At 56.8% G+C, this 21,320-nt stretch carries 23 protein-coding genes and 1 other RNA gene; 14 read left to right on the top strand and 10 right to left on the bottom strand.

Features of this window, described 5'->3' with window-relative positions; all coding sequences use genetic code 11:
• Nucleotides 1-43: 43 nt before the first annotated feature.
• Together hemF and amiA are read right to left on the bottom strand one after the other, a co-directional pair.
• A complete protein-coding gene (hemF, locus tag IM265_RS14625; RefSeq protein ID WP_045261157.1) occupies nucleotides 44-943 on the bottom strand; it encodes an oxygen-dependent coproporphyrinogen oxidase in 900 nt (299 codons plus the stop codon).
• A complete protein-coding gene (gene amiA / locus IM265_RS14620) occupies nucleotides 943-1,818 on the bottom strand; it encodes an N-acetylmuramoyl-L-alanine amidase AmiA (protein ID WP_063943502.1) in 876 nt (291 codons plus the stop codon). The genes hemF and amiA overlap by 1 nt, the downstream gene beginning before the upstream one ends.
• Nucleotides 1,819-2,030: 212 nt before the next feature.
• Here amiA and IM265_RS14615 point away from each other — a divergent pair, with 212 nt between their 5' ends.
• The 10 genes from IM265_RS14615 to pdxK all read left to right on the top strand — a co-directional run bounded on the left by IM265_RS14615 (nucleotide 2,031) and on the right by pdxK (nucleotide 10,325).
• On the top strand, nucleotides 2,031-2,456 hold the full coding sequence (locus IM265_RS14615; protein ID WP_003861292.1) for a GNAT family acetyltransferase: 426 nt from the start codon (nucleotides 2,031-2,033) through the stop codon (nucleotides 2,454-2,456).
• The gene (locus tag IM265_RS14610; protein WP_047368062.1) at nucleotides 2,443-2,892 is read left to right on the top strand and encodes a DUF2919 domain-containing protein; all 450 of its coding nucleotides are present in this window, start codon (nucleotides 2,443-2,445) and stop codon (nucleotides 2,890-2,892) included. The genes IM265_RS14615 and IM265_RS14610 overlap by 14 nt, the downstream gene beginning before the upstream one ends.
• A 63-nt stretch (nucleotides 2,893-2,955) precedes the next feature.
• Complete coding sequence (locus IM265_RS14605) at nucleotides 2,956-3,531, top strand: RpoE-regulated lipoprotein (protein ID WP_048957147.1); 576 nt, start codon at nucleotides 2,956-2,958, stop codon at nucleotides 3,529-3,531.
• A gap of 92 nt (nucleotides 3,532-3,623) precedes the next feature.
• The gene (locus IM265_RS14600) at nucleotides 3,624-4,523 is read left to right on the top strand and encodes a Dyp-type peroxidase (protein ID WP_047368060.1); all 900 of its coding nucleotides are present in this window, start codon (nucleotides 3,624-3,626) and stop codon (nucleotides 4,521-4,523) included.
• Nucleotides 4,524-4,698: 175 nt separating this feature from the next.
• Complete coding sequence (locus IM265_RS14595) at nucleotides 4,699-5,712, top strand: sulfate ABC transporter substrate-binding protein (RefSeq protein WP_047364143.1); 1,014 nt, start codon at nucleotides 4,699-4,701, stop codon at nucleotides 5,710-5,712.
• Nucleotides 5,712-6,545, top strand: coding sequence for a sulfate/thiosulfate ABC transporter permease CysT (cysT, locus tag IM265_RS14590; protein WP_088205026.1), 834 nt, complete (start codon nucleotides 5,712-5,714; stop codon nucleotides 6,543-6,545). Before IM265_RS14595 ends, cysT begins: the two co-directional genes overlap by 1 nt.
• On the top strand, nucleotides 6,545-7,420 hold the full coding sequence (gene cysW / locus IM265_RS14585; RefSeq protein WP_193030368.1) for a sulfate/thiosulfate ABC transporter permease CysW: 876 nt from the start codon (nucleotides 6,545-6,547) through the stop codon (nucleotides 7,418-7,420). Before cysT ends, cysW begins: the two co-directional genes overlap by 1 nt.
• A complete protein-coding gene (gene cysA, locus IM265_RS14580) occupies nucleotides 7,410-8,504 on the top strand; it encodes a sulfate/thiosulfate ABC transporter ATP-binding protein CysA (RefSeq protein ID WP_008501607.1) in 1,095 nt (364 codons plus the stop codon). Before cysW ends, cysA begins: the two co-directional genes overlap by 11 nt.
• Nucleotides 8,505-8,571: 67 nt before the next feature.
• Nucleotides 8,572-9,483, top strand: coding sequence for a cysteine synthase CysM (gene cysM, locus IM265_RS14575; RefSeq protein WP_028013998.1), 912 nt, complete (start codon nucleotides 8,572-8,574; stop codon nucleotides 9,481-9,483).
• Between the two features lie 5 nt (nucleotides 9,484-9,488).
• The gene (pdxK, locus tag IM265_RS14570) at nucleotides 9,489-10,325 is read left to right on the top strand and encodes a pyridoxine/pyridoxal/pyridoxamine kinase (RefSeq protein WP_028013997.1); all 837 of its coding nucleotides are present in this window, start codon (nucleotides 9,489-9,491) and stop codon (nucleotides 10,323-10,325) included.
• A 44-nt stretch (nucleotides 10,326-10,369) separates the two neighbouring features.
• On the opposite strand, the gene crr is transcribed toward pdxK, so the two are convergent.
• The 5 genes from crr to cysZ form a co-directional block, all read right to left on the bottom strand.
• Complete coding sequence (gene crr / locus IM265_RS14565; protein WP_003861316.1) at nucleotides 10,370-10,879, bottom strand: PTS glucose transporter subunit IIA; 510 nt, start codon at nucleotides 10,877-10,879, stop codon at nucleotides 10,370-10,372.
• Nucleotides 10,880-10,919: 40 nt separating this feature from the next.
• The gene (ptsI, locus tag IM265_RS14560) at nucleotides 10,920-12,647 is read right to left on the bottom strand and encodes a phosphoenolpyruvate-protein phosphotransferase PtsI (protein WP_008501604.1); all 1,728 of its coding nucleotides are present in this window, start codon (nucleotides 12,645-12,647) and stop codon (nucleotides 10,920-10,922) included.
• 44 nt (nucleotides 12,648-12,691) lie between these two features.
• Nucleotides 12,692-12,949 (bottom strand): phosphocarrier protein Hpr, encoded by a 258-nt coding sequence (ptsH, locus tag IM265_RS14555; RefSeq protein WP_000487600.1) that lies wholly within the window; start codon nucleotides 12,947-12,949, stop codon nucleotides 12,692-12,694.
• Between the two features lie 317 nt (nucleotides 12,950-13,266).
• Nucleotides 13,267-14,238 carry a cysteine synthase A gene (gene cysK / locus IM265_RS14550; RefSeq protein ID WP_028013996.1) on the bottom strand — a complete coding sequence of 324 codons (972 nt, stop codon included), beginning with the start codon at nucleotides 14,236-14,238 and terminating at the stop codon, nucleotides 13,267-13,269.
• 163 nt (nucleotides 14,239-14,401) lie between these two features.
• On the bottom strand, nucleotides 14,402-15,163 hold the full coding sequence (gene cysZ, locus IM265_RS14545) for a sulfate transporter CysZ (protein ID WP_193030370.1): 762 nt from the start codon (nucleotides 15,161-15,163) through the stop codon (nucleotides 14,402-14,404).
• Nucleotides 15,164-15,393: 230 nt separating this feature from the next.
• Here cysZ and zipA point away from each other — a divergent pair, with 230 nt between their 5' ends.
• The 3 genes from zipA (at nucleotide 15,394) to IM265_RS14530 (ending at nucleotide 18,670) form a co-directional block, all read left to right on the top strand.
• Nucleotides 15,394-16,368, top strand: a complete 975-nt coding sequence (gene zipA, locus IM265_RS14540; RefSeq protein ID WP_126345921.1) for a cell division protein ZipA — start codon at nucleotides 15,394-15,396, stop codon at nucleotides 16,366-16,368.
• A 69-nt stretch (nucleotides 16,369-16,437) separates the two neighbouring features.
• Nucleotides 16,438-18,453: an NAD-dependent DNA ligase LigA gene (gene ligA / locus IM265_RS14535; RefSeq protein WP_193030372.1), complete on the top strand. Its 2,016-nt coding sequence runs from the start codon at nucleotides 16,438-16,440 to the stop codon at nucleotides 18,451-18,453.
• Between the two features lies 1 nt (nucleotide 18,454).
• Entirely contained in the window at nucleotides 18,455-18,670 is a 216-nt protein-coding gene (locus tag IM265_RS14530; RefSeq protein WP_003861328.1) for a DUF3820 family protein, read from the top strand.
• Here the strand turns inward: IM265_RS14530 and IM265_RS14525 are convergent.
• Nucleotides 18,667-19,662, bottom strand: coding sequence for a bile acid:sodium symporter family protein (locus IM265_RS14525; RefSeq protein ID WP_063437032.1), 996 nt, complete (start codon nucleotides 19,660-19,662; stop codon nucleotides 18,667-18,669). The two genes, IM265_RS14530 and IM265_RS14525, sit on opposite strands and share 4 nt — an antisense overlap.
• A gap of 89 nt (nucleotides 19,663-19,751) precedes the next feature.
• Between IM265_RS14525 and IM265_RS14520 the strand changes: the two genes are divergently transcribed.
• Nucleotides 19,752-20,687, top strand: coding sequence for a LysR family transcriptional regulator (locus tag IM265_RS14520; protein WP_193030374.1), 936 nt, complete (start codon nucleotides 19,752-19,754; stop codon nucleotides 20,685-20,687).
• Here IM265_RS14520 and IM265_RS14515 read toward each other — a convergent pair.
• Complete coding sequence (locus tag IM265_RS14515; protein WP_045631028.1) at nucleotides 20,684-21,022, bottom strand: FlxA-like family protein; 339 nt, start codon at nucleotides 21,020-21,022, stop codon at nucleotides 20,684-20,686. The genes IM265_RS14520 and IM265_RS14515 overlap by 4 nt on opposite strands.
• Before the next feature lie 125 nt (nucleotides 21,023-21,147).
• Nucleotides 21,148-21,276: non-coding RNA, RtT sRNA (locus IM265_RS14510), on the bottom strand.
• Between the last annotated feature and the right edge of the window lie 44 nt (nucleotides 21,277-21,320).

Genomic DNA, 21,320 nt, shown 5'->3' with positions numbered 1-21,320 from the left:
CTGGGGATTGAGTAGGCCGGATAAGCGCAGCGCCATCCGGCAGTTAAATCCAGTCGCGTACTTTAAGGAACTCACTCAAGGCAGCCTCCGGGCTGCCTTCTTTTGGCTCGTAGCTGTACTCCCAGCGCACCAGCGGCGGCATCGACATCAGAATCGACTCCGTGCGTCCGCCGGTCTGCAGGCCGAACAGCGTCCCGCGATCCCACACCAGGTTGAACTCCACGTACCGCCCGCGACGATAAAGCTGGAACTCACGCTCGCGCACGCCGTAGTCGGTGTTTTTACGGCGTTCGACAATCGGCAGGTACGCGTCGGTGAACCCTTCGCCCACCGCGCGCATAAAGCTAAATGCCGTATCAAAATCCGGCGTGTTGAGATCGTCAAAGAACAGCCCGCCGATGCCGCGCTGCTCGTCGCGGTGCTTCAGGTAAAAATAATCGTCGCACCACTTTTTAAATTTCGGGTAGACGTCCTCGCCAAACGGCAGGCAAAGGTCCCGCGCGGTGGTGTGCCAGTGCACGGCATCCTCTTCGAAGCCGTAGTAGGGCGTCATGTCGAAACCGCCGCCAAACCACCAGACCGGATCGGCTCCTGGCTTCTCCGCGATGAAAAAGCGGACGTTGGCGTGGCTGGTCGGAACAAACGGGTTATGCGGGTGGATCACCAGCGAGACGCCCATCGCTTCGAAGCTGCGGCCCGCCAGCTCAGGGCGGTGCGCGGTAGCGGACGCGGGCATGGCGTCGCCGTGAACGTGGGAAAAATTCACGCCCGCCTGTTCGAAGATGCCGCCGTTACGCAGCACGCGGCTGCGCCCGCCGCCGCCCGCTTCGCGCTGCCAGCTATCTTCCTGGAATTCACCGCCGTCTGCGGCGGCCAGTTTCTGGCAAATCTCATCCTGCAACTGCAGCAGGAACGTTTTGACCAGCTGTGCATTAGGTTTCATCAGCGTTTCCTGGAGTGCGCTTTCTGGTTATCGAACCAGTTGAAGTAACTGATAATGCCGGAGGCGATGGCGTTGGCGATCTTCTGGCGAAACGCCGTGGTGCCGAGCAGGCGCTCTTCTTCCGGGTTGGTAATAAAGGACGTTTCCACCAGCACGGATGGGATAGACGGTGACTTCAGCACCACAAACGCCGCCTGTTCCGTGCTTTTACTGTGCAGACGGTGCACCGGCTTAATCCGCTTGAGGATATGCGAGCCGAGCGTCAGGCTGTTTTTGATGGTGTCCGTTTGCACTAGATCGAACAGCACCTGCTGCAACAGATGATCTTTATCCGTGGCTTTCTTACCGGCCACTTCATCCGCCCGGTTTTCGCGATCGGAAAGGTATTTCGCCATGGCGCTACTGGCGCCGCGGTTGGAGAGGGCAAACACCGACGCGCCCGCGGCGGAAGGGTTTGTGAAGCCATCCGCGTGAATGGACATAAACAGGTCGGCGCCGTGCTTGTGGGCGATCTCGACGCGGTCATACAGCGGAATGAACGTGTCGCCTGTGCGCGTCAGGCGGGCGTCAATGCCGTTGCTGCGTAAAATCGATCGCACATTTTTTGCAATTGCCAGCACGACGTGTTTTTCTTTCGAACCGTTTCTGCCGATGGCGCCGGTATCAATACCGCCGTGGCCCGGATCGAGCATCACCAGACGCTTTGCGCCCGGCTTTTTGGTTTTCGGTTTGCTGTGTCCGTTACCGGTTTTGAGCGTGCTCTCGTCTTTTGCCTGAGCCTGCTTAGCGATGCCCGTTAACGTTAAGGCCGCCAGCCCCGCTTTGAGAACCTGACGACGCGATGTGAGTGCTTTTAATGGTTTGAATGTGCTCATGCGGCCTGAATACTGAAAAATGGGGTCCTGGTGTTATATCGTATCGTGTTTCCCGTTACGACAGTCCTTATTGAGAATTGTTTTACTTTTCATTTCAATACGTGACAAAGTGACATTATGCCAAATTTTGGCGAGATTTTCCCCGGTTATTGGCTAAACGCCCCGTTCACGCCATAATCACTGTTTTTAAACCCGAAAAGGCGGTTAATACCATGGAGATACGCGTTTTTCGCCAGGAAGATTTCGAAGAGGTGATCACCCTTTGGGAGCGCTGCGATCTGCTGCGTCCGTGGAACGATCCGGAAATGGATATCGAACGTAAGGTGAATCACGACGTTAGCCTGTTTCTGGTCGCGGAAGTGAACGGCGAGGTGGTCGGGACGGTAATGGGCGGCTACGACGGCCACCGCGGCTCGGCCTATTATCTGGGCGTCCACCCGGAATACCGGGCGCGCGGCATCGCCAACGCGCTGCTCAATCGTCTGGAAAAGAAACTCATCGCCCGCGGCTGCCCGAAAATCCAGATCATGGTGCGGGAAGATAACGACGTGGTGCTGGGCATGTATGAGCGTCTGGGCTACGAGCACGCCGACGTGCTGACGCTGGGTAAGCGCCTGATCGAAGATGAAGAGTACTGAGATCCACCCGGCTGACTATGACGCGCAGGGCCGCGTCAGGCTGCCGTTTTTATTCTGGTGCGTTTTGCTCCTCCAGGCCCGTACCTGGGTACTGTTTGTGATGGCCGGTGCGTCGCGCGGGCAGGGCGATACGCTGCTGAATCTCTTTTATCCCGACCACGATGCCTTCTGGCTCGGCTTACTGCCGGGCGTACCGGCGGTGTTGGCTTTTTTGTGCAGCGGTCGACGGCATGTAATCCCGCGTCTGTGGCGTGCGCTTCGCTGGCTGCTGATCCTCGCCCAGATTGCGCTGCTGTTCTGGCAACCCGTGCTCTGGTGGCTGGGTGAACCGCTTTCCGGTATCGGCATCGCGCTGGTGGTGGCGGATATTGTGGCGCTGATGTGGCTGCTGACGAATCCCCGCTTACGTGCCTGTTTTACGCAAGAGTCAGATTAGCGCGGCACTTTTTGCCGATGCCGCACTCCAACAAGCGTTGATTTAATTAGAAAGGACGTTTCAATGAAATCGCTGCGTTTACTTTTATGCGCTCTCCCGCTGGCGTTAACCGGCTGTTCGACGCTCTCCTCCATTAACTGGTCCGCCGCGTATCCGTGGAACTGGTTTGGCTCTTCCACCGAAGTGACCGAGCAGGGCGTGGGAAAAATTACCGCGTCAACGGCGCTCGATCAGGACGCCATTCAGGATGCCCTGAGCAGTGACTATCGCCTGCGTAGCGGGATGAAAACCGAGAATGGCAACATTGTACGTTACTTTGAAGCGTTGAAGGGCGACAAGCTGGCGCTGGTGATTAACGGTGATAAAGGGACGGTGAACCGCATTGCCGTGCTGGACGAAGATATTCCGACCGCCAGCGGCGTAAAGGTGGGCACCCCGTTTAGCGATCTTTATAAACAGGCCTTTGGTAACTGCAGCAGCGCCCCTTCAGACGATGGCGTGGCGGTGGAATGTAAGGCGGAAGGCAGCCAGCACATCAGCTATGTCTTCACCGGAACCTGGAGCGGTCCGGAAGGATTGATGCCCTCTGACGACACGCTGAAGAGCTGGAAAGTGAGCAAAATACTCTGGAAGCAGTAATTTGCGTCTGAACAAACCGCCTCGCTGAAATCCGGGTATAATAGCCGCCATCAATGCCACGCTGACGTGGCATCTTTATTTCAGGAGGAGCGATGTCTCAGGTTCAGAGTGGCATTTTGCCAGAACATTGCCGCGCGGCGATTTGGATTGAAGCCAATGTTAAAGGGGACGTGGATGCCCTGCGCGCGGCCAGCAAAGTTTTCGTTGATAAACTGGCCACCTTCCAGGCCAAATTCCCGGACGCCCATCTGGGTGCCGTTGTCGCTTTCGGCAATAACGTCTGGCGTCAGCTGAGCGGCGGCGAAGGCGCGGAAGAGCTGAAGGACTTTATCCCTTATGGCAAAGGCCTGGCGCCAGCCACCCAATACGACGTGCTGATCCACATCCTCTCTCTGCGCCACGACGTGAACTTCTCCGTTGCTCAGGCGGCGGTTGAAGCGTTTGGCGACAGCATCGACGTGCAGGAAGAGGTTCACGGCTTCCGCTGGGTGGAAGAGCGCGATCTGAGCGGCTTCGTTGACGGCACCGAAAACCCGGCGGGTGAAGAGGTTCGTCGCGACGTGGCGGTCATCAAAGACGGCGTGGACGCGGGCGGCAGCTACGTGTTCGTCCAGCGCTGGGAGCACAACCTCAAGCAGCTTAACCGCATGAGCGTGCACGACCAGGAGATGATGATTGGCCGCACCAAGGAAGCCAACGAAGAGATCGACGGTGATGCGCGCCCGGTGACCTCGCACCTGTCCCGCGTTGACCTTAAGGAAGACGGCAAGGGGCTCAAAATTGTTCGTCAGAGCCTGCCGTACGGCACGGCAAGCGGCACGCACGGCCTCTACTTCTGCGCCTACTGCGCGCGGCTGCACAATATTGAGCAACAGCTGCTGAGCATGTTCGGTGACACTGACGGCAAGCGCGACGCCATGCTGCGCTTCACCCGCCCGGTAACCGGCGGCTACTATTTTGCGCCGTCCGTTGAGCGCCTGCTGGCGCTGTAAAACGCTCCCCATACGTAGGCCGGGTAAGCGTTAGCGCCACCCGGCAATTTTCCCCGCACCCTTATTCCCTTTTCTGCTTGTAAATCACCAAACGGTATATAAAACCGTTACTCCTTTCATCCCCGTTATAAATATTATGACTATAAGATAGTCATCACATTTATAAGGGTGCGCAATGGCCGTTACTGTACTGAAAAAAGGAACTCTGGCGCTGGCAGGTTTACTGCTGGTGGCCCAGGCGCAGGCGACCGAGCTGCTGAACAGCTCGTATGATGTCTCCCGCGAGCTGTTTGCCGCCCTTAACCCACCTTTCGAGCAGCAGTGGGCGAAAGAAAACAATGGCGATAAGCTGACCATCAAGCAGTCCCACGCCGGTTCATCCAAGCAGGCGCTGGCGATTTTGCAGGGGCTGAAAGCAGACGTCGTGACCTACAACCAGGTGACTGACGTGCAGATCCTGCACGACAAGGGCAAGCTGATCCCGGCTGACTGGCAGAGCCGCTTGCCGAACAATAGCTCGCCGTTCTACTCCACCATGGGCTTCCTGGTGCGTAAGGGCAACCCGAAGAACATCCACGACTGGAGCGACCTGGTGCGTTCCGACGTGAAGCTGATTTTCCCGAACCCAAAAACTTCAGGTAACGCGCGCTACACCTATTTAGCCGCGTGGGGCGCGGCAGACAAGGCTGACGGTAAGGATAAAGCGAAGACCGAGCAGTTCATGACCCAGTTCCTGAAAAACGTCGAAGTGTTTGATACCGGCGGCCGCGGCGCGACCACGACTTTCGCCGAGCGTGGTCTGGGCGACGTGCTGATCAGCTTCGAATCCGAAGTGAACAACATTCGCAAGCAGTACGAAGCGCAGGGCTTCGAGGTGGTTATTCCGAAAACCAACATCCTGGCTGAGTTCCCGGTGGCGTGGGTGGATAAAAACGTGCAGGCGAACGGCACCGAGAAAGCGGCAAAAGCCTATCTCAACTACCTGTACAGCCCGCAGGCGCAGGCCATCATCACCGATTACTACTACCGCGTGAACAACCCCGACGTAATGAACAAACTGAAGGACAAATTCCCGCAGACCGCGCTGTTCCGCGTGGAAGATCATTTCGGCTCCTGGCCTGAGGTGATGAAAACGCACTTTGCCAGCGGCGGTGAGTTAGACAAACTGCTGGCGGCGGGGCGTAAGTAATGTTTGCAGTCTCGACTAAACGCGTGCTGCCGGGCTTTACCTTAAGCCTCGGGACCAGCCTGCTGTTCGTCTGCCTGATCCTGCTGTTGCCGCTCAGCGCGCTGGTGATGCAGCTTGCTCAGATGAGCTGGGCGCAGTACTGGGACGTGGTCACCAACCCGCAGGTGGTGGCGGCCTATAAGGTGACGCTGCTGTCGGCGTTTGTTGCCTCCATTTTTAACGGCGTGTTTGGCCTGCTGATGGCGTGGATCTTAACCCGCTATCGCTTCCCGGGCCGTACGCTGCTTGATGCCCTGATGGATCTGCCGTTTGCGCTGCCGACGGCGGTTGCGGGCTTAACCCTCGCGTCGCTCTTCTCCGTGAACGGGCTGTACGGCGAGTGGCTGGCGAAATTTGACATCAAGGTGACCTATACCTGGCTCGGGATCGCGGTGGCGATGGCCTTTACCAGCATCCCGTTTGTGGTGCGTACCGTGCAGCCGGTACTGGAAGAGCTGGGTCCGGAATACGAAGAAGCGGCGGAAACGCTGGGCGCCACGCGCTGGCAGAGCTTCCGTAAAGTGATTCTGCCGGAGCTCTCTCCGGCGCTGATGGCAGGCGTCGCGCTGTCGTTTACCCGCAGTCTGGGTGAGTTCGGCGCGGTGATTTTTATCGCCGGGAACATCGCCTGGAAAACGGAAGTCACCTCGCTGATGATTTTCATCCGCCTGCAGGAGTTTGATTATCCGGCGGCGAGCGCGATTGCCTCGGTGATCCTCGCGGCCTCGCTGCTGCTGCTGTATTCGATAAACACTCTGCAAAGTCGCTTTGGTCGACGTGTGGTAGGTCACTGATGGCGGAAGTTACGCAATTGAAGCGATACGATGCGCCCCGCATCAACTGGGGTAAATGGTTTCTGATTGGTGTGGGCGTGCTGGTTTCCGCCCTCATTCTCGTCGTGCCGACGGTTTATATCTTCGTCCAGGCGTTCAGCAAGGGGCTGATACCCGCGCTGGAGAACCTGGCGAACCCGGACATGCTGCACGCCATCTGGCTGACGGTGCTGATTGCGCTGATCACCGTGCCGGTGAACCTGGTCTTCGGTACGCTGCTGGCCTGGCTGGTGACGCGCTTTAACTTCCCGGGACGTCAGCTGCTGCTGACCCTGCTGGATATTCCGTTTGCCGTGTCGCCTGTTGTGGCCGGTCTGGTTTACCTGCTCTTTTACGGCTCCAACGGCCCGCTGGGCGGCTTGCTGGATGAACATAACCTGCAGATCATGTTCGCCTGGCCGGGCATGGTGCTGGTGACGATCTTCGTGACCTGTCCGTTCGTGGTGCGTGAGCTGGTGCCGGTGATGTTAAGCCAGGGCAGCAATGAAGACGAAGCGGCCGTTCTGCTTGGCGCATCCGGCTGGCAGATGTTCCGCCGCGTGACGCTGCCAAACATCCGCTGGGCGCTGCTTTACGGCGTGGTATTGACCAACGCCCGCGCGATTGGCGAGTTCGGTGCCGTTTCCGTTGTTTCCGGCTCCATTCGCGGTGAAACGCTTTCGCTGCCGCTGCAGATTGAACTCCTGCAGCAGGACTACAACACCATCGGCTCGTTTACTGCCGCAGCGTTGCTGACGCTGATGGCCATTTTGACCCTGTTTTTGAAGAGTGTGGTGCAGTGGCGTTTAGAGAATCAGGAAAAACGTCAGCATCAGGAGGGAAATCATGAGCATTGAGATTGCCAATATTAAGAAGTCTTTTGGTCGCACCCAGGTGCTGAATGATATCTCGCTGGATATCCCTTCCGGACAAATGGTGGCGCTGCTGGGGCCGTCTGGCTCGGGTAAAACGACGCTGCTGCGGATTATCGCCGGGCTTGAGCATCAGACCAGCGGGCACATCCGCTTCCACGGCACCGACGTGAGCCGCCTGCACGCCCGCGATCGTAAAGTAGGTTTTGTCTTCCAGCATTATGCGCTGTTCCGCCACATGACCGTTTTCGACAATATCGCCTTTGGCCTGACGGTGCTGCCGCGTCGTGAACGCCCGGATGCAGCAACCATTAAGGCGAAAGTAACCAAACTACTGGAGATGGTGCAGCTGGCGCATCTGGCGGACCGTTTCCCGGCGCAGCTTTCCGGCGGGCAGAAGCAGCGCGTGGCGCTGGCGCGCGCGCTGGCCGTTGAGCCGCAAATACTGCTGCTGGATGAACCCTTCGGCGCGCTGGATGCGCAGGTGCGCAAAGAGCTGCGTCGCTGGCTGCGCCAGCTGCATGAAGAACTGAAATTCACCAGCGTCTTCGTGACCCACGATCAGGAAGAAGCGATGGAAGTCGCGGACCGCGTGGTGGTCATGAGCCAGGGCAACATCGAGCAGGTTGACGAGCCGGAACAGCTCTGGCGCGAGCCGGCGACCCGCTTCGTGCTGGAGTTTATGGGCGAGGTGAACCGACTGCAGGGCACCATTCGCGGCGGTCAGTTCCACGTGGGCGCACACCGCTGGCCGCTGGGCTACACCTCCGCGCATCAGGGGCCGGTCGATCTGTTCCTGCGCCCGTGGGAAGTGGACGTCAGCCGCCGCACCAGCCTGGATTCCCCGCTGCCGGTGCAGGTGCTGGAAGCTAGCCCTAAAGGTCACTACACCCAATTGGTGGTACAGCCGCTGGGCTGGTATACCGAGCCGCTGACCGTGGTCATGCGCGACGACGTACCGCCGCACCGGGGTGAGCGCCTGTTTGTCGGGCTGCAGCATGCGCGCATCTATCACGGTAAGGAGCGGATTGAGACACGCGAGGATATTGCTCTGGCGGAGTCAGCCTGATAGGTTATTGAGTATGTTTTTCGCCCGGTGGCGTGATGCTTACCGGGCTTTTTATTGAGTAAAAATCGTGAATACACTCGAACACACCATCGGCAACACCCCTCTGGTCAAGCTTCAGCGCATGGGATGTGCCAACGGCAGCGAAATCTGGGTCAAACTCGAAGGCAATAACCCGGCAGGGTCGGTGAAAGACCGCGCGGCGCTGTCGATGATTGTCCAGGCCGAGAAACGCGGTGAAATTAAGCCAGGCGATGTGCTGATTGAAGCCACCAGCGGCAACACCGGTATCGCGCTGGCAATGATCGCGGCGCTGAAAGGCTACCGCATGAAGCTGCTGATGCCGGACAACATGAGCCAGGAGCGCCGCGCCGCGATGCGCGCCTACGGGGCCGAGCTGATTCTGGTGACCAAAGAGCAGGGGATGGAAGGGGCGCGCGACTTAGCGTTAGCGATGGCCGAGCGCGGAGAAGGTAAACTGCTCGATCAGTTCAATAACCCGGACAACCCGTACGCGCACTACACCACCACCGGGCCGGAAATCTGGCAGCAAACCGGCGGGCGCATCACCCATTTTGTCTCCAGCATGGGCACCACCGGCACCATTACCGGCGTGTCCCGTTTTTTGCGCGAGCAGGAGAAACCGGTCACCATTGTTGGTCTGCAGCCGGAAGAGGGGAGCAGCATTCCGGGCATTCGCCGCTGGCCTGCGGAGTATATGCCGGGCATTTTTAATGCGCAGCTGGTGGATCGGGTGCTGGATATTCATCAGCGCGAGGCGGAGAATACCATGCGTGAACTGGCCGTGCGTGAAGGCATCTTCTGCGGGGTCAGCTCGGGGGGCGCGGTAGCGGGGGCGTTGCGCGTGGCGCAGGCAAACCCCGGTGCGGTCGTGGTGGCGATTATCTGCGATCGCGGCGATCGCTATTTGTCTACCGGCGTCTTTGGTGAAGAGAGTTATTCGCAGGGGGCGGGGATTTAAGCGTCATGGAGATGATTCTATTCCGGGATAACACCCGGGCGCAGCAAACCGACATTGTCGCGGTGCAGTCGCAGGTGGTTTACGGCAGCGTGGGGAACAGCATTGCTGTGCCGAACATTCGTACCCACCGGCTGAACGTCACCGCCGTGCCGACGGTGCTGTTTAGCAACACGCCGCACTACGACACCTTCTACGGCGGGGTGATCCCCGACGAGTGGTTCAGCGGCTACCTGAAGGCGCTGGAAGAGCGCGAGATCCTGCGCGAGCTTAAAGCGGTCACTACCGGCTATATGGGCAGCGCCAGCCAGATCGCACTGCTGGCGCAGTGGCTGAGGGCGGTCAAAGCGCAGCATCCTGACCTGCTGGTGCTGGTCGACCCGGTTATCGGCGATATCGACAGCGGAATGTACGTGAAGCCGGATATCCCGGAAGCCTACCGGGAACACCTGCTGCCGCTGGCGCAGGGGATTACGCCAAACGTCTATGAGCTGGAAGTGTTAAGCGGTAAGCCGTGCCGGACGCCGGAAAGCGCTATTGCCGCCGCGCAGGGGTTGCTTTCTGACACTCTGAAATGGGTGGCGATCACCAGCGCGCCGGTGGCCGACGACCCGCAAAACATCCACGTGGTGCTGGTGACGCGTGAGGGCGTGACCGTCAGCGCTCATCCCCGCGTAGAAACCGATCTGAAAGGGACGGGGGATCTGTTCTGTTCAGAACTGGTGAGCGGAATTGTTGAGGGGAAAACCGTTGCTGATGCCATTCGCATGGCCGGCGATCGGGTGACTGATGTGATGCTTTATACCCAGTCGAAAGGCTACGACGAGCTTATCCTCCCTGCATAAACAAAAATGGCGCCCGAAGGCGCCATTTTTCTGTGCGGCAAGAATTACTTCTTGATGCGGATAACCGGGGTTTCGCCCACGGTGACGCTGCCAGACAGTTTGATCAGTTCTTTGATTTCGTCCATGTTGGAGATAACAACCGGCGTCAGGGTAGACTTGGCTTTTTCTTCCAGCAGTGGCAGATCGAATTCAATCACCGGGTCGCCAACTTTAACACGCTGGCCTTCTTCCGCGATACGCTTGAAGCCTTCGCCTTTCAGTTCAACGGTGTCGATACCGAAGTGAACGAACAGTTCGATACCGCTATCAGATTCGATAGAGAACGCATGGTTGGTTTCAAAAATTTTACCGATGGTGCCGTCAACTGGAGCAACCATTTTGTTGCCAGTTGGTTTGATAGCAATGCCATCACCAACGATTTTCTCAGCAAACACTACATCCGGCACGTCTTCGATGTTGACGATCTCGCCGGAGAGCGGAGCAACAATCTCAATAGTTCCGGAGTCTTTCTTATCATCAGAAACCAGAGATTTCAGTTTATCGAACAAACCCATGATCTTCTCCTAAGCAGTAATTTGGGCCGCATCTCGTGGATTAGCAGATTGTTTTTTCTTCAATGAACTTGTTAACCAGCGTCATTAACTCGTCCGTTGTCGGTTGAGCAAGAGCCTGCTCTGCTAACACCTTCGCATCTTCGAAGTTCGTGTTACGGATAATCTTCTTAATGCGCGGGATGGAAATGGCGCTCATAGAGAATTCGTCCAGACCCATACCCAGCAACAGAAGTGTAGCACGTTCGTCGCCTGCAAGCTCACCACACATGCCAGTCCATTTACCTTCTGCATGAGAAGCATCAATAACTTGCTTGATCAAGTTCAGTACGGACGGTGACATTGGCTGGTAGAGATGTGAAATCATATCATTACCACGGTCAACTGCCAGGGTGTACTGCGTTAAATCATTGGTGCCGATACTAAAGAAATCAACTTCTTTGGCTAAATGACGCGCAATGGTCGCCGCCGCTGGTGTTTCCACCATCACGCCGATCTCAATTGACTCGTCAAATGCTTTACCTTCGTCGCGCAGTTCCTGTTTGTAGATTTCGATCTCTTTCTTCAGTGCACGCACTTCTTCAACAGAGATGATCATCGGGAACATGATGCGCAGCTTACCGAAAGCGGAGGCACGCAGGATAGCGCGAACCTGGTCACGCAGGATCTCTTTACGATCCATCGCGATACGCACGGCACGCCAGCCCAGGAACGGGTTCTCTTCTTTCGGGAAGTTCATGTACGGCAGCTCTTTGTCGCCACCGATGTCCATGGTACGGACGATAACCGCCTGTGAGCCACACGCTTCTGCGACGGCTTTATACGCAGCAAACTGCTCTTCTTCCGTTGGCAGCGCGTCGCGGTCCATGAACAGGAATTCTGTACGATAGAGACCAACACCTTCCGCACCGTTGCGCTCAGCGCCATCAACGTCGCGTACGGTACCGATGTTTGCGCACACTTCTACCTGATGGCCGTCCAGGGTGATGGCTGGCAGGTCTTTCAGCTTAGCGAGTTCCGCTTTTTCAGTCGCAACCTGCTCCTGAACCGCGCGCAGTTTTTCGATCTCTTCGTTAGTTGGGTTGACGTAAACCAGATTGTTTACGGCATCCAGAATCAGATAGTCGCCGTTTTTCACCTGAGAGGTGACGCTACCGGTGCCCACGATGGCAGGCAGTTCCAGAGAACGCGCCATGATTGAGGTGTGGGAGGTACGGCCACCCGCGTCGGTGATGAAACCGAGAACCTTTTTCAGGTTCAGCTGTGCGGTTTCAGACGGGGTGAGGTCAGCGGCAACCAGGATCACTTCATCCTGAATCGCGCTCAGGTCGATAATGGCCAGGCCCAGGATGTTGCGCAGCAGGCGCTTACCGATGTCACGTACGTCAGCCGCACGCTCTTTCAGGTATTCATCATCCAGCTCTTCCAGGGCAGTTGCCTGACCTTCGATAACTTCATGCGCAGCCGCGTCGGCCGTCATGCCTTTATCTTTAATCAGGGCTATGATTTCCTGCTCCAGCTCCTCATCTTCGAGCAGCATGATGTGCCCTTCGAAGATGGCTTCTTTTTCTTCACCGAAAGTTTCGCCAGCTTTAGTTTTGATCGCTTCCAGTTGCGCAGATGCCTTGGCACGACCGCTCAGAAAACGTTCAACTTCCTGATCAACCTTGTCGGCAGAAATTTTTTTCCGGTCGATGACGATCTCGTCTTCTTTCAGCAGCAGTGCTTTGCCGAAAGCGATACCCGGGGATGCTAAAATGCCTGAAATCATAACCCTACCTTACTTGTGACTGATATTTAAAAGAACCCGGAAACTTACTCGAGCTCAGCCATCAGTTTAACCAGATGCTCAACTGCTTTCTGCTCGTCTTCACCTTCAGCAGAGATGGTAACAACGGTGCCCTGAGTCAGGCCCAGAGTCTGCAGTTTGAACAGGCTTTTTGCGCTAGCGCTTTTGCCGTTGGAAGTTACAGTGATTTCAGAAGTGAAGCCTTTCGCTTCTTTAACAAACTGAGCAGCAGGGCGGGTGTGCAGACCGTTCGGAGCGGTAATGGTAACTTCTTGCTGGAACATTGTATTTCCCCAACTTATAGGTTTAGTGTTGTGGAACTAAAGTCTAGCCTGGCGGCTTAACTTTAGCCTGTATTGTTAGCGCTGACGTTTCAATCGTCATTAAACATTATGCAGCGAAAGGAAGACTTGAACCAAATCATAAAATCGATTCAGCAAGGGTATTTCGTTCACTGATTAATTTCACGCTTCAAAATAATTGCTGGTTTAAATACCAGACACATCGGGGTGAAGCAATGCCAGGAGGGTCAAAAGTTTGAAGCAGGCCACAAAAAAGCACCCGAAAAGGTGCTTTTTTACGCGTTATTAACATACTGGCACTACTGTTGCAGCTCTTTTTCCGTGAACAGATCGGCAAACAGTGCGGTGCTCAGGTAACGCTCACCCGAAGAAGGAAGGATAACCACAATATTCTTATTGGTAAAGGCTTCATCTTCCTGAAGTTTGAGCGCTGCCGCAACGGCCGCACCGGAAGAGATACCCGCCAGAATGCCTTCTTCATCCATCAGACGACGCGCGGTAGAGATGGCTTCTTCGTTCGTGATGGCAACGACTTTATCGATCAGCTTCAGATCCAGGTTACCCGGAATGAAGCCCGCGCCGATGCCCTGAATTTTATGCGGGCCAGGCTTGAGCTCTTCGCCCGCCAGCGCCTGAGCGATAACCGGGGAGTCGGTAGGTTCAACGGCAACGGTAATCAGCTCTTTTTTACCTTTTGTGCCTTTAATATAGCGAGACACGCCGGTCAGCGTGCCGCCGGTGCCGACGCCGGAGATAAATACGTCAACCTGGCCGTCAGTATCTTCCCAGATTTCCGGGCCGGTGGTCTTCTCGTGAATTTCAGGGTTAGCCGGGTTGCTGAACTGCTGCAGCAGAAGATATTTCGCCGGATCGCTGGCCACGATCTCTTCCGCTTTCTGAATGGCACCTTTCATGCCCTTCGCGCCTTCGGTCAGGACCAGGTTCGCCCCCAGCGCTTTGAGCAGTTTGCGACGTTCGATGCTCATGGTTTCCGGCATGGTCAGGGTCAGCTTGTAGCCGCGTGCGGCAGCAACATAGGCCAGAGCGATACCGGTGTTACCGCTGGTCGGTTCCACCAGCTCAACGCCTGGCTTCAGCACGCCGCGTTTTTCAGCATCCCAAATCATGTTTGCACCGATGCGGCATTTTACGCTGAAGCTCGGGTTGCGTGATTCGACCTTCGCCAGAATGCGTCCATTACCGATACGGTTCAGTCGAACCAGGGGCGTATGACCGATAGTCAGCGAGTTGTCTTCATAAATCTTACTCATGGCCTGTCCTTAACTGTATGAAATTGGGATACCGACCCAGCATACCTGCTAAGCAGGTAGGGGGAAGTAAGGAATTCGCATATCTATATACTGCAAGGAAATAATGGGGATCAGTATGGAATAAGGGGCGGCATAAGCCACCCCTGCTTTACACATTTTTGCATTATTTCCATAACGCGTGCTTAGCACGATAGCAGTCCACCCACATCGCCGTCGCGCCGCAAACCGCAACCGGCATGATGAACAAGTTAAGGAAGGGAATCATGGTGAACAGGCTGGTCAGCGCGCCGAACTGCATATTGGCGACCTTCCGGGTGCGCAGGGCGGTGCGCATCGCTTTAAACGGCACCTTGTGGTTATCGAACGGATAGTCGCAGTACTGGATGGCCAGCATCCAGGCGCTGAACAGAAACCACAGCACCGGCGCAACCGTCTGGCCAATGCCGGGGACAAAGTAGAGGGCAAGGAGTACAACCGCGCGGGGGAGGTACCAGGCAAACTTCTGCCACTCGCGCTTCATAATGCGCGGGATATCTTTCACGATCCCCAGCACGCCCGTGTCCGGTGGCGTCGCGCCGGTAAGCCGCGCCTCCAGCTGTTCCGCCAGCAGGCCGTTAAACGGCGCGGCTATCCAGTTCGCGATCGTTGAGAATAAATAGCCGAATACCAGCAGCACGGAGATGATCGCCACCGGCCAGAGCAGGTAGTTAAGCCACTGCAGCCAGTCCGGCACGTAGCTCATCAGCGACGGGATCCAGCTTTCGAGCTTTGTGAACAGCCACCAGAACGCGCCGCCCATCAGAATAATGTTGATCAGCAGCGGCAGAATGACGAAGCGACGGATACCTGGCAGTGAGACCAGCTTCCAGCCCTGAGAAAAATACCAGACGCCGCTGCGCGTGGGAGAAGACGATGTTGAAACCATAACCAGGCTGTACTCCTTTTTTCACAACCAGTGGAATTGCCCGCCTATATTATCCACTTGCGGACCAATGACCAGTTCGGAAATGTTCGAAAAACCAGCAAAAAGCACGATTTACTTCATCTTTATGCTGCGAATGCTCTGCACACACTTGCACTTGACGTAAACGGCAAATACTCTTAGTGAGTAAATGTTTGCCGTGGTGGCAAGGTGTTAGAACAACAGAGAATATAATGATGCAGGATTTGCGTCTGATATTAATCATTGTTGGCGCGATCGCCATAATCGCTTTACTGGTACATGGTTTCTGGACCAGCCGTAAAGAGCGTTCCTCGATGTTTCGCGATCGCCCACTGAAGCGCATGAAGTCCAGTCGTGATGATGATGACACTGAAGATGACATCACCGGTAGCGACGACGACGGCGTGGGTGAAGTTCGTGTTCATCGGGTCAATACTGCGCCCGGCGCGGCTCATGGGGAGCATGAAGCCCCCCGCGCTCCGCAGCACCAGTATCAACCGCCGTATGCCTCTGCCCAGCCGCGCCAGCCAGCGCCGCAGCCAGTGGAAGAACCTGTACGTCAGCCGCCGCAACCGCCTGTCCAACAGCAGCCCGCTGCGCCACAGCCGGTTCAACAGCAACCTGTGCAGCAGCCCGTGCAACAGCAACCTGCGCAGCAGCCGCAGCAGCCTGTTCATGTACAGCCTGCGCCGCAGCCCGCTCCGGCTCCGCACGTTGAGCCAGAGCCGGTCGTCGAGCCTGAACCGGTTGTTGAAAAGCCGCAGCGTAAAGAAGCGGTGATCATCATGAACGTGGCCGCGCATCACGGCAGCCATCTCAACGGTGACGTGTTGCTCAACAGTATTCAACAGGCAGGCTTCAAGTTTGGCGATATGAATATTTTCCATCGCCACCTGAGCCCTGACGGTAGTGGTCCGGCGCTGTTTAGCCTGGCCAATATGGTCAACCCAGGCACCTTTGACCCGGAAATGACCGGTGATTTCGTGACGCCGGGTGTCACTATCTTTATGCAGGTGCCGTCCTACGGCGACGAGCTGCAAAACTTCAAGCTGATGCTGCAGTCCGCTCAGCACATCGCTGATGAAGTGGGTGGTGTGGTGCTCGACGATCAGCGTCGAATGATGACCCCGCAGAAGCTGCGCGAGTATCAGGACCGCATCCGCGAAGTGAAGGAAGCCAACGCGTAATTGTCGCGTTTACTTCAACTCCTCCTCAACCCCCGCCTGTCGGGGGTTTTTTCTCATTGATGGTGCGATATGGACTCAATCGAACAACAACTCACTGAACTGCGAACCACGCTTCGCCATCATGAATATCTCTATCATGTTATGGACGCACCGGAAGTGCCTGATGCGGAGTATGACCGGCTGATGCGCGAGCTGCGCGAGCTGGAGGCGCAGCACCCGGAACTGATCACGCCAGATTCTCCGACCCAGCGCGTCGGCGCCGAGCCGCTGGGGGCTTTCAGCCAGGTGCGTCACGAAGTGCCGATGCTGTCGCTGGACAACGTCTTTGATGAAGAGAGCTTCCTCGCGTTTAACAAGCGCGTGCAGGACCGTCTGAAAAGCAGCGATTCCCTCACCTGGTGCTGCGAGTTGAAGCTCGACGGCCTGGCGGTCAGCCTTCTCTATGAAAACGGCGTGCTGGTGCGCGCCGCCACGCGTGGCGACGGTACGACGGGTGAAGACATCACCACCAACGTGCGAACCATCCGCGCGATCCCGCTGAAGCTGCAGGGTGACAACATTCCCGCGCGTCTGGAAGTGCGCGGCGAGGTGTTCCTGCCGCAGGCGGGATTCGAGAAAATTAACGAAGAGGCGCGTCGCACCGGCGGGAAAGTGTTTGCTAACCCGCGTAACGCGGCGGCAGGCTCTCTGCGCCAGCTTGACCCGCGCATCACCGCGAAGCGACCGCTTACTTTCTTCTGCTACGGCGTCGGTATTCTGGAAGGTGGTGAGTTACCGGATACGCACCTCGGGCGTCTGCTGCAGTTTAAAGCCTGGGGCCTGCCGGTGAGCAACCGCGTTCAGCTCTGCGACTCGCCGGAAGCGGTGCTGGCGTTCTACCACAAAGTGGAAGAGGACCGTCCGTCGCTCGGCTTTGATATCGATGGTGTTGTCATCAAGGTCAATTCGCTGGCGCTGCAGGAGCAGCTGGGCTTTGTGGCGCGTGCACCGCGCTGGGCGGTGGCGTTTAAATTCCCTGCCCAGGAGCAGATGACCTTTGTCCGCGACGTGGAGTTTCAGGTGGGCCGTACGGGCGCTATTACCCCGGTCGCTCGACTGGAGCCGGTGCAGGTCGCAGGCGTGCTGGTGAGTAACGCTACGCTGCACAACGCCGATGAAATCGAACGCCTCGGCCTGCGCATCGGTGACAAAGTGGTGATTCGCCGCGCGGGCGATGTTATCCCGCAGGTGGTGAACGTTGTTGAGTCAGAACGTCCTGATGATACGCGCGAGGTCGTTTTCCCGACCCACTGCCCGGTATGCGGCTCTGACGTAGAGCGTGTGGAAGGCGAAGCGGTGGCCCGCTGTACGGGCGGCCTGATCTGCGGCGCGCAGCGTAAAGAGTCGCTTAAGCACTTTGTTTCCCGTCGCGCAATGGACGTTGACGGCATGGGCGACAAGATTATCGATCAGCTGGTTGAGAAAGAGTATGTCCATACGCCAGCGGATCTGTTCAGGCTCACGGCGGGCAAACTGACCGGTCTGGATCGCATGGGGCCGAAGTCAGCCCAGAACGTGGTTAACGCGCTGGAAGCAGCGAAAGAGACGACCTTCGCCCGCTTCCTGTACGCGCTGGGCATTCGTGAAGTCGGCGAAGCGACGGCGGCAGGTTTAGCCGCGTACTTTGGTACGCTGGAGGCGCTGGAAAAGGCAAGCATCGACGAGCTGCAGAAAGTGCCGGACGTCGGCATCGTCGTCGCCACGCACGTCTTTAACTTCTTTGCCGAAGAGAGCAACCGCGAGGTCATCGGCAAGCTGCTGGAAGAGGGCATTAAATGGCCTGCGCCGGTGGTGGTCAACGCCGAAGAAATTGATAGCCCATTTGCCGGTAAAACCGTGGTGCTAACCGGTAGCCTTAGCCAGCTTTCACGCGACGATGCAAAAGCGCGTCTGGTGGCGCTGGGGGCCAAAGTGGCGGGCAGCGTGTCGAAGAAAACCGACCTGGTGATTGCCGGCGAAGCTGCGGGTTCGAAGCTGGCGAAAGCCCAGGAGCTCGGCATTGAGGTTATCGACGAAGCGGAAATGATGCGCCTGTTAGGAGAGTAACGTGGAGAAAGAGCAGCTCGTTGAGATCGCCAATACGGAAATGCCGTTCGGTAAATATAAGGGCCGCAGGCTGATCGATTTGCCGGAGGAGTACCTGCTGTGGTTCGCCCGCAAGGACGAGTTCCCCGCCGGGCGCCTGGGCGAGCTGATGGCTATCACGTTACTGATCAAAACCGAGGGGCTGACCCAACTGGTGCAGCCCCTGAAGCGTCCTTAAGCCTTCGCGGCGCGGGTTTCTTCCTGCGCCAGCTTTTCCGTCTGGCGCTTGTAGCGACGCGCCAGCACCGCGCAGACCATCAGCTGGATCTGATGGAAAATCATCAGCGGCAGCACCATCATCCCGATCACCGAGGTGGGGAACAGAATGTTCGCCATCGGGATGCCGTTCGCCAGGCTCTTTTTGGAGCCGCAGAAGACGATGGTGATCTCATCGGCTTTGCTGAAGCCGCATTTGCGCGCCACAAAAACGTTCACCGCAATGACAATTGCCAGCAGAACTAGGCTGACCACCACGATAAACAGCAGCGAGCCTGCACCCACCTTATGCCAGATCCCGTTTACGACCGCTTCGCTGAAGGCGGAATAGACCACCAGCAGAATCGAAGACTGGTCGGTTTTGGAGATCCATTTCTTATGCTTCGCCACGAACGCCCCGGTCCACGGACGTGAGAGATGGCCCAGGACAAACGGCAGCAGCAGTTGCAGGCAGATTTTGCCGACTTGCTCAAGGTTACCTTCCGCGCCGTGCATGTTCATCAGCAGGCCCACCAGCAGCGGGGAGACGAAAATCCCCAACAGGCTGGATGCCGATGCGGAGCAGACCGCGGCTGCAACGTTCCCTCCGGCAAGAGAGGTAAAGGCAATGGCAGACTGCACGGTGGCCGGGAGAATACAGAGATACAGGAAACCGGTGTAGAGCGCCGGATCGACGTTAACCGGTGCCCACCAGGCAAACAGCACCCCGAGGATCGGGAACAGAATAAACGTGCTGCACATCACCCAGAGGTGCAGTCGCCAGTGGCTACCGCCAGCGATAATCGCTTCGCGGGAGAGCTTTGCGCCGTGCATAAAGAACAGCAGCGCGATGGCGGCTGTCGTCAGTCCCTCAAAAAAAGGGACGAAACCGCCGCGAGCAGGGAAGAACGAGGCCAGTAAAACGGTGACCACCAGGGTGAGCGTAAACGGATCAAGAATACGAAATAGTTTCATAATGACTCCTGAAAACAGATGTCGCTATTGTGCTTTTTTCCATTTGAGAAATAAAATTGATTTATTGCATCCATTCATGAATTAAACAGATGAATTATTCCCTACGCCAGCTTCGCATTTTCGTCACCGTCGCCCATGCCCGCAGCTTTAGCCGGGCAGGTGAAATGATCGGCCTGAGCCAGTCGGCGGTCAGCCACAGCGTGAAAGAGCTGGAAAACCAGACCGGCGTTAGGTTGCTTGATCGCACCACGCGCGAAGTGGTCCTGACCGAAGCGGGGCAGCAGCTGACCCTGCGTCTTGAGCGGCTGCTTGATGAGCTGAACAGCACGCTCAGAGACGTGGGGAGGCTGGGGCAGCAGCTGTCGGGCACCGTGCGGGTTGCGGCCAGCCAGACGATATCCGCGCACCTTATCCCGCAATGTATTGCCGAGGGAAACCATAGCTATCCTGATATTGATTTTGTCCTGCATGACAGACCGCAGCAGTGGGTGCTGGAGAGCATCCGCCAGGGGGATGTGGATTTTGGTATTGTGATCGATCCTGGCCAGGTGAGCGATCTGGAATGCGAAAGCGTTCTTTCTGAGCCTTTTTTGCTGCTCTGCCGTGACGACGACCCGCTGGCAGCGTTGCTCGAGGTCAGCTGGCAGTCCCTGCAGGGGGCGAACCTGGTTTTACAGGATTATGCCTCAGGCAGCCGCCCGCTGATTGATTCCGCGCTGGTGAATCAGGGCGTTAAGGCAACGATCGTGCAGGAGATTGGTCATCCGGCCACGCTGTTTCCGATGGTGGAAGCCGGAATTGGCATCAGCGTGTTGCCCGCTCTGGCGCTTCCCCTGCCGCAGGGAAGCCAGCTGGCGGTGAAGCGGCTGACGCCCGTTGTCGAACGAAAGCTGATGCTGGTGCGGCGAAAAAATCGTTCGCTCTCGGGTGCGGCGCAGGCCATCTGGGAAGTGGTGCGTATCCAGGCACAACGATTAACCGAGGCCCGCATACGCGATCCACTGTTTAACGCATCAGACGATTAGATGTAGATATCAATCTGATTAGTGTCTGACGGGCTATTCACGCCTTCTACTTTGCCCAGTTTTTGATCCTGCTTCTTCTGAGCTTCTTCGGCCTGCTGGCGCTGCAGTGCGGCGAGCTGCGCCTGCAGCACTTTGATCTGGGTCTGAATCAGTTCCTGCTGCTTCTTCTTCTCATCTGCACTGCCGGGGCTGTTTGCCAGCTCTTTTAACTGCTGGGTCAGCTTTTTGATTTTGTCGAGAATGCGGGTGATTTGCGCAGAGATATCGTTACTGCTCGAAGAGCCACTCGCGCCGCTGGTTTGAATCTGTTGGGTTGAAGCCTGAATGGTCGTCATACTTTTTCCTCGCGTTATAAAACAGAGGTATCGGCACCGACGGGATTAGCTTGAGGAAAATGCGGCAGGTTCACATTTTTATATCGCAGATAGCAAAAAAGCGCCTTTAGGGCGCTTTTTTACATTGGTGGGTCGTGCAGGATGACTCGCTTCGCTCGCCCTTCGGGCCGTCGCCGTAAACGTCTCCGGTGCCTCACTACGTTCGGCTCGAACCTGCTGCAGGTTCGAATCATCCAGATCGCAGATAGCAAAAAAGCGCCTTTAGGGCGCTTTTTTACATTGGTGGGTCGTGCAGGAT

Source organism: Enterobacter cloacae complex sp. P17RS (genome assembly GCF_014895885.1).
Lineage (GTDB): Bacteria > Pseudomonadota > Gammaproteobacteria > Enterobacterales > Enterobacteriaceae > Enterobacter > Enterobacter bugandensis.
Note: the sequence above shows the minus strand (reverse complement) of the source record. Positions and strands in the feature narration are given on the sequence as shown.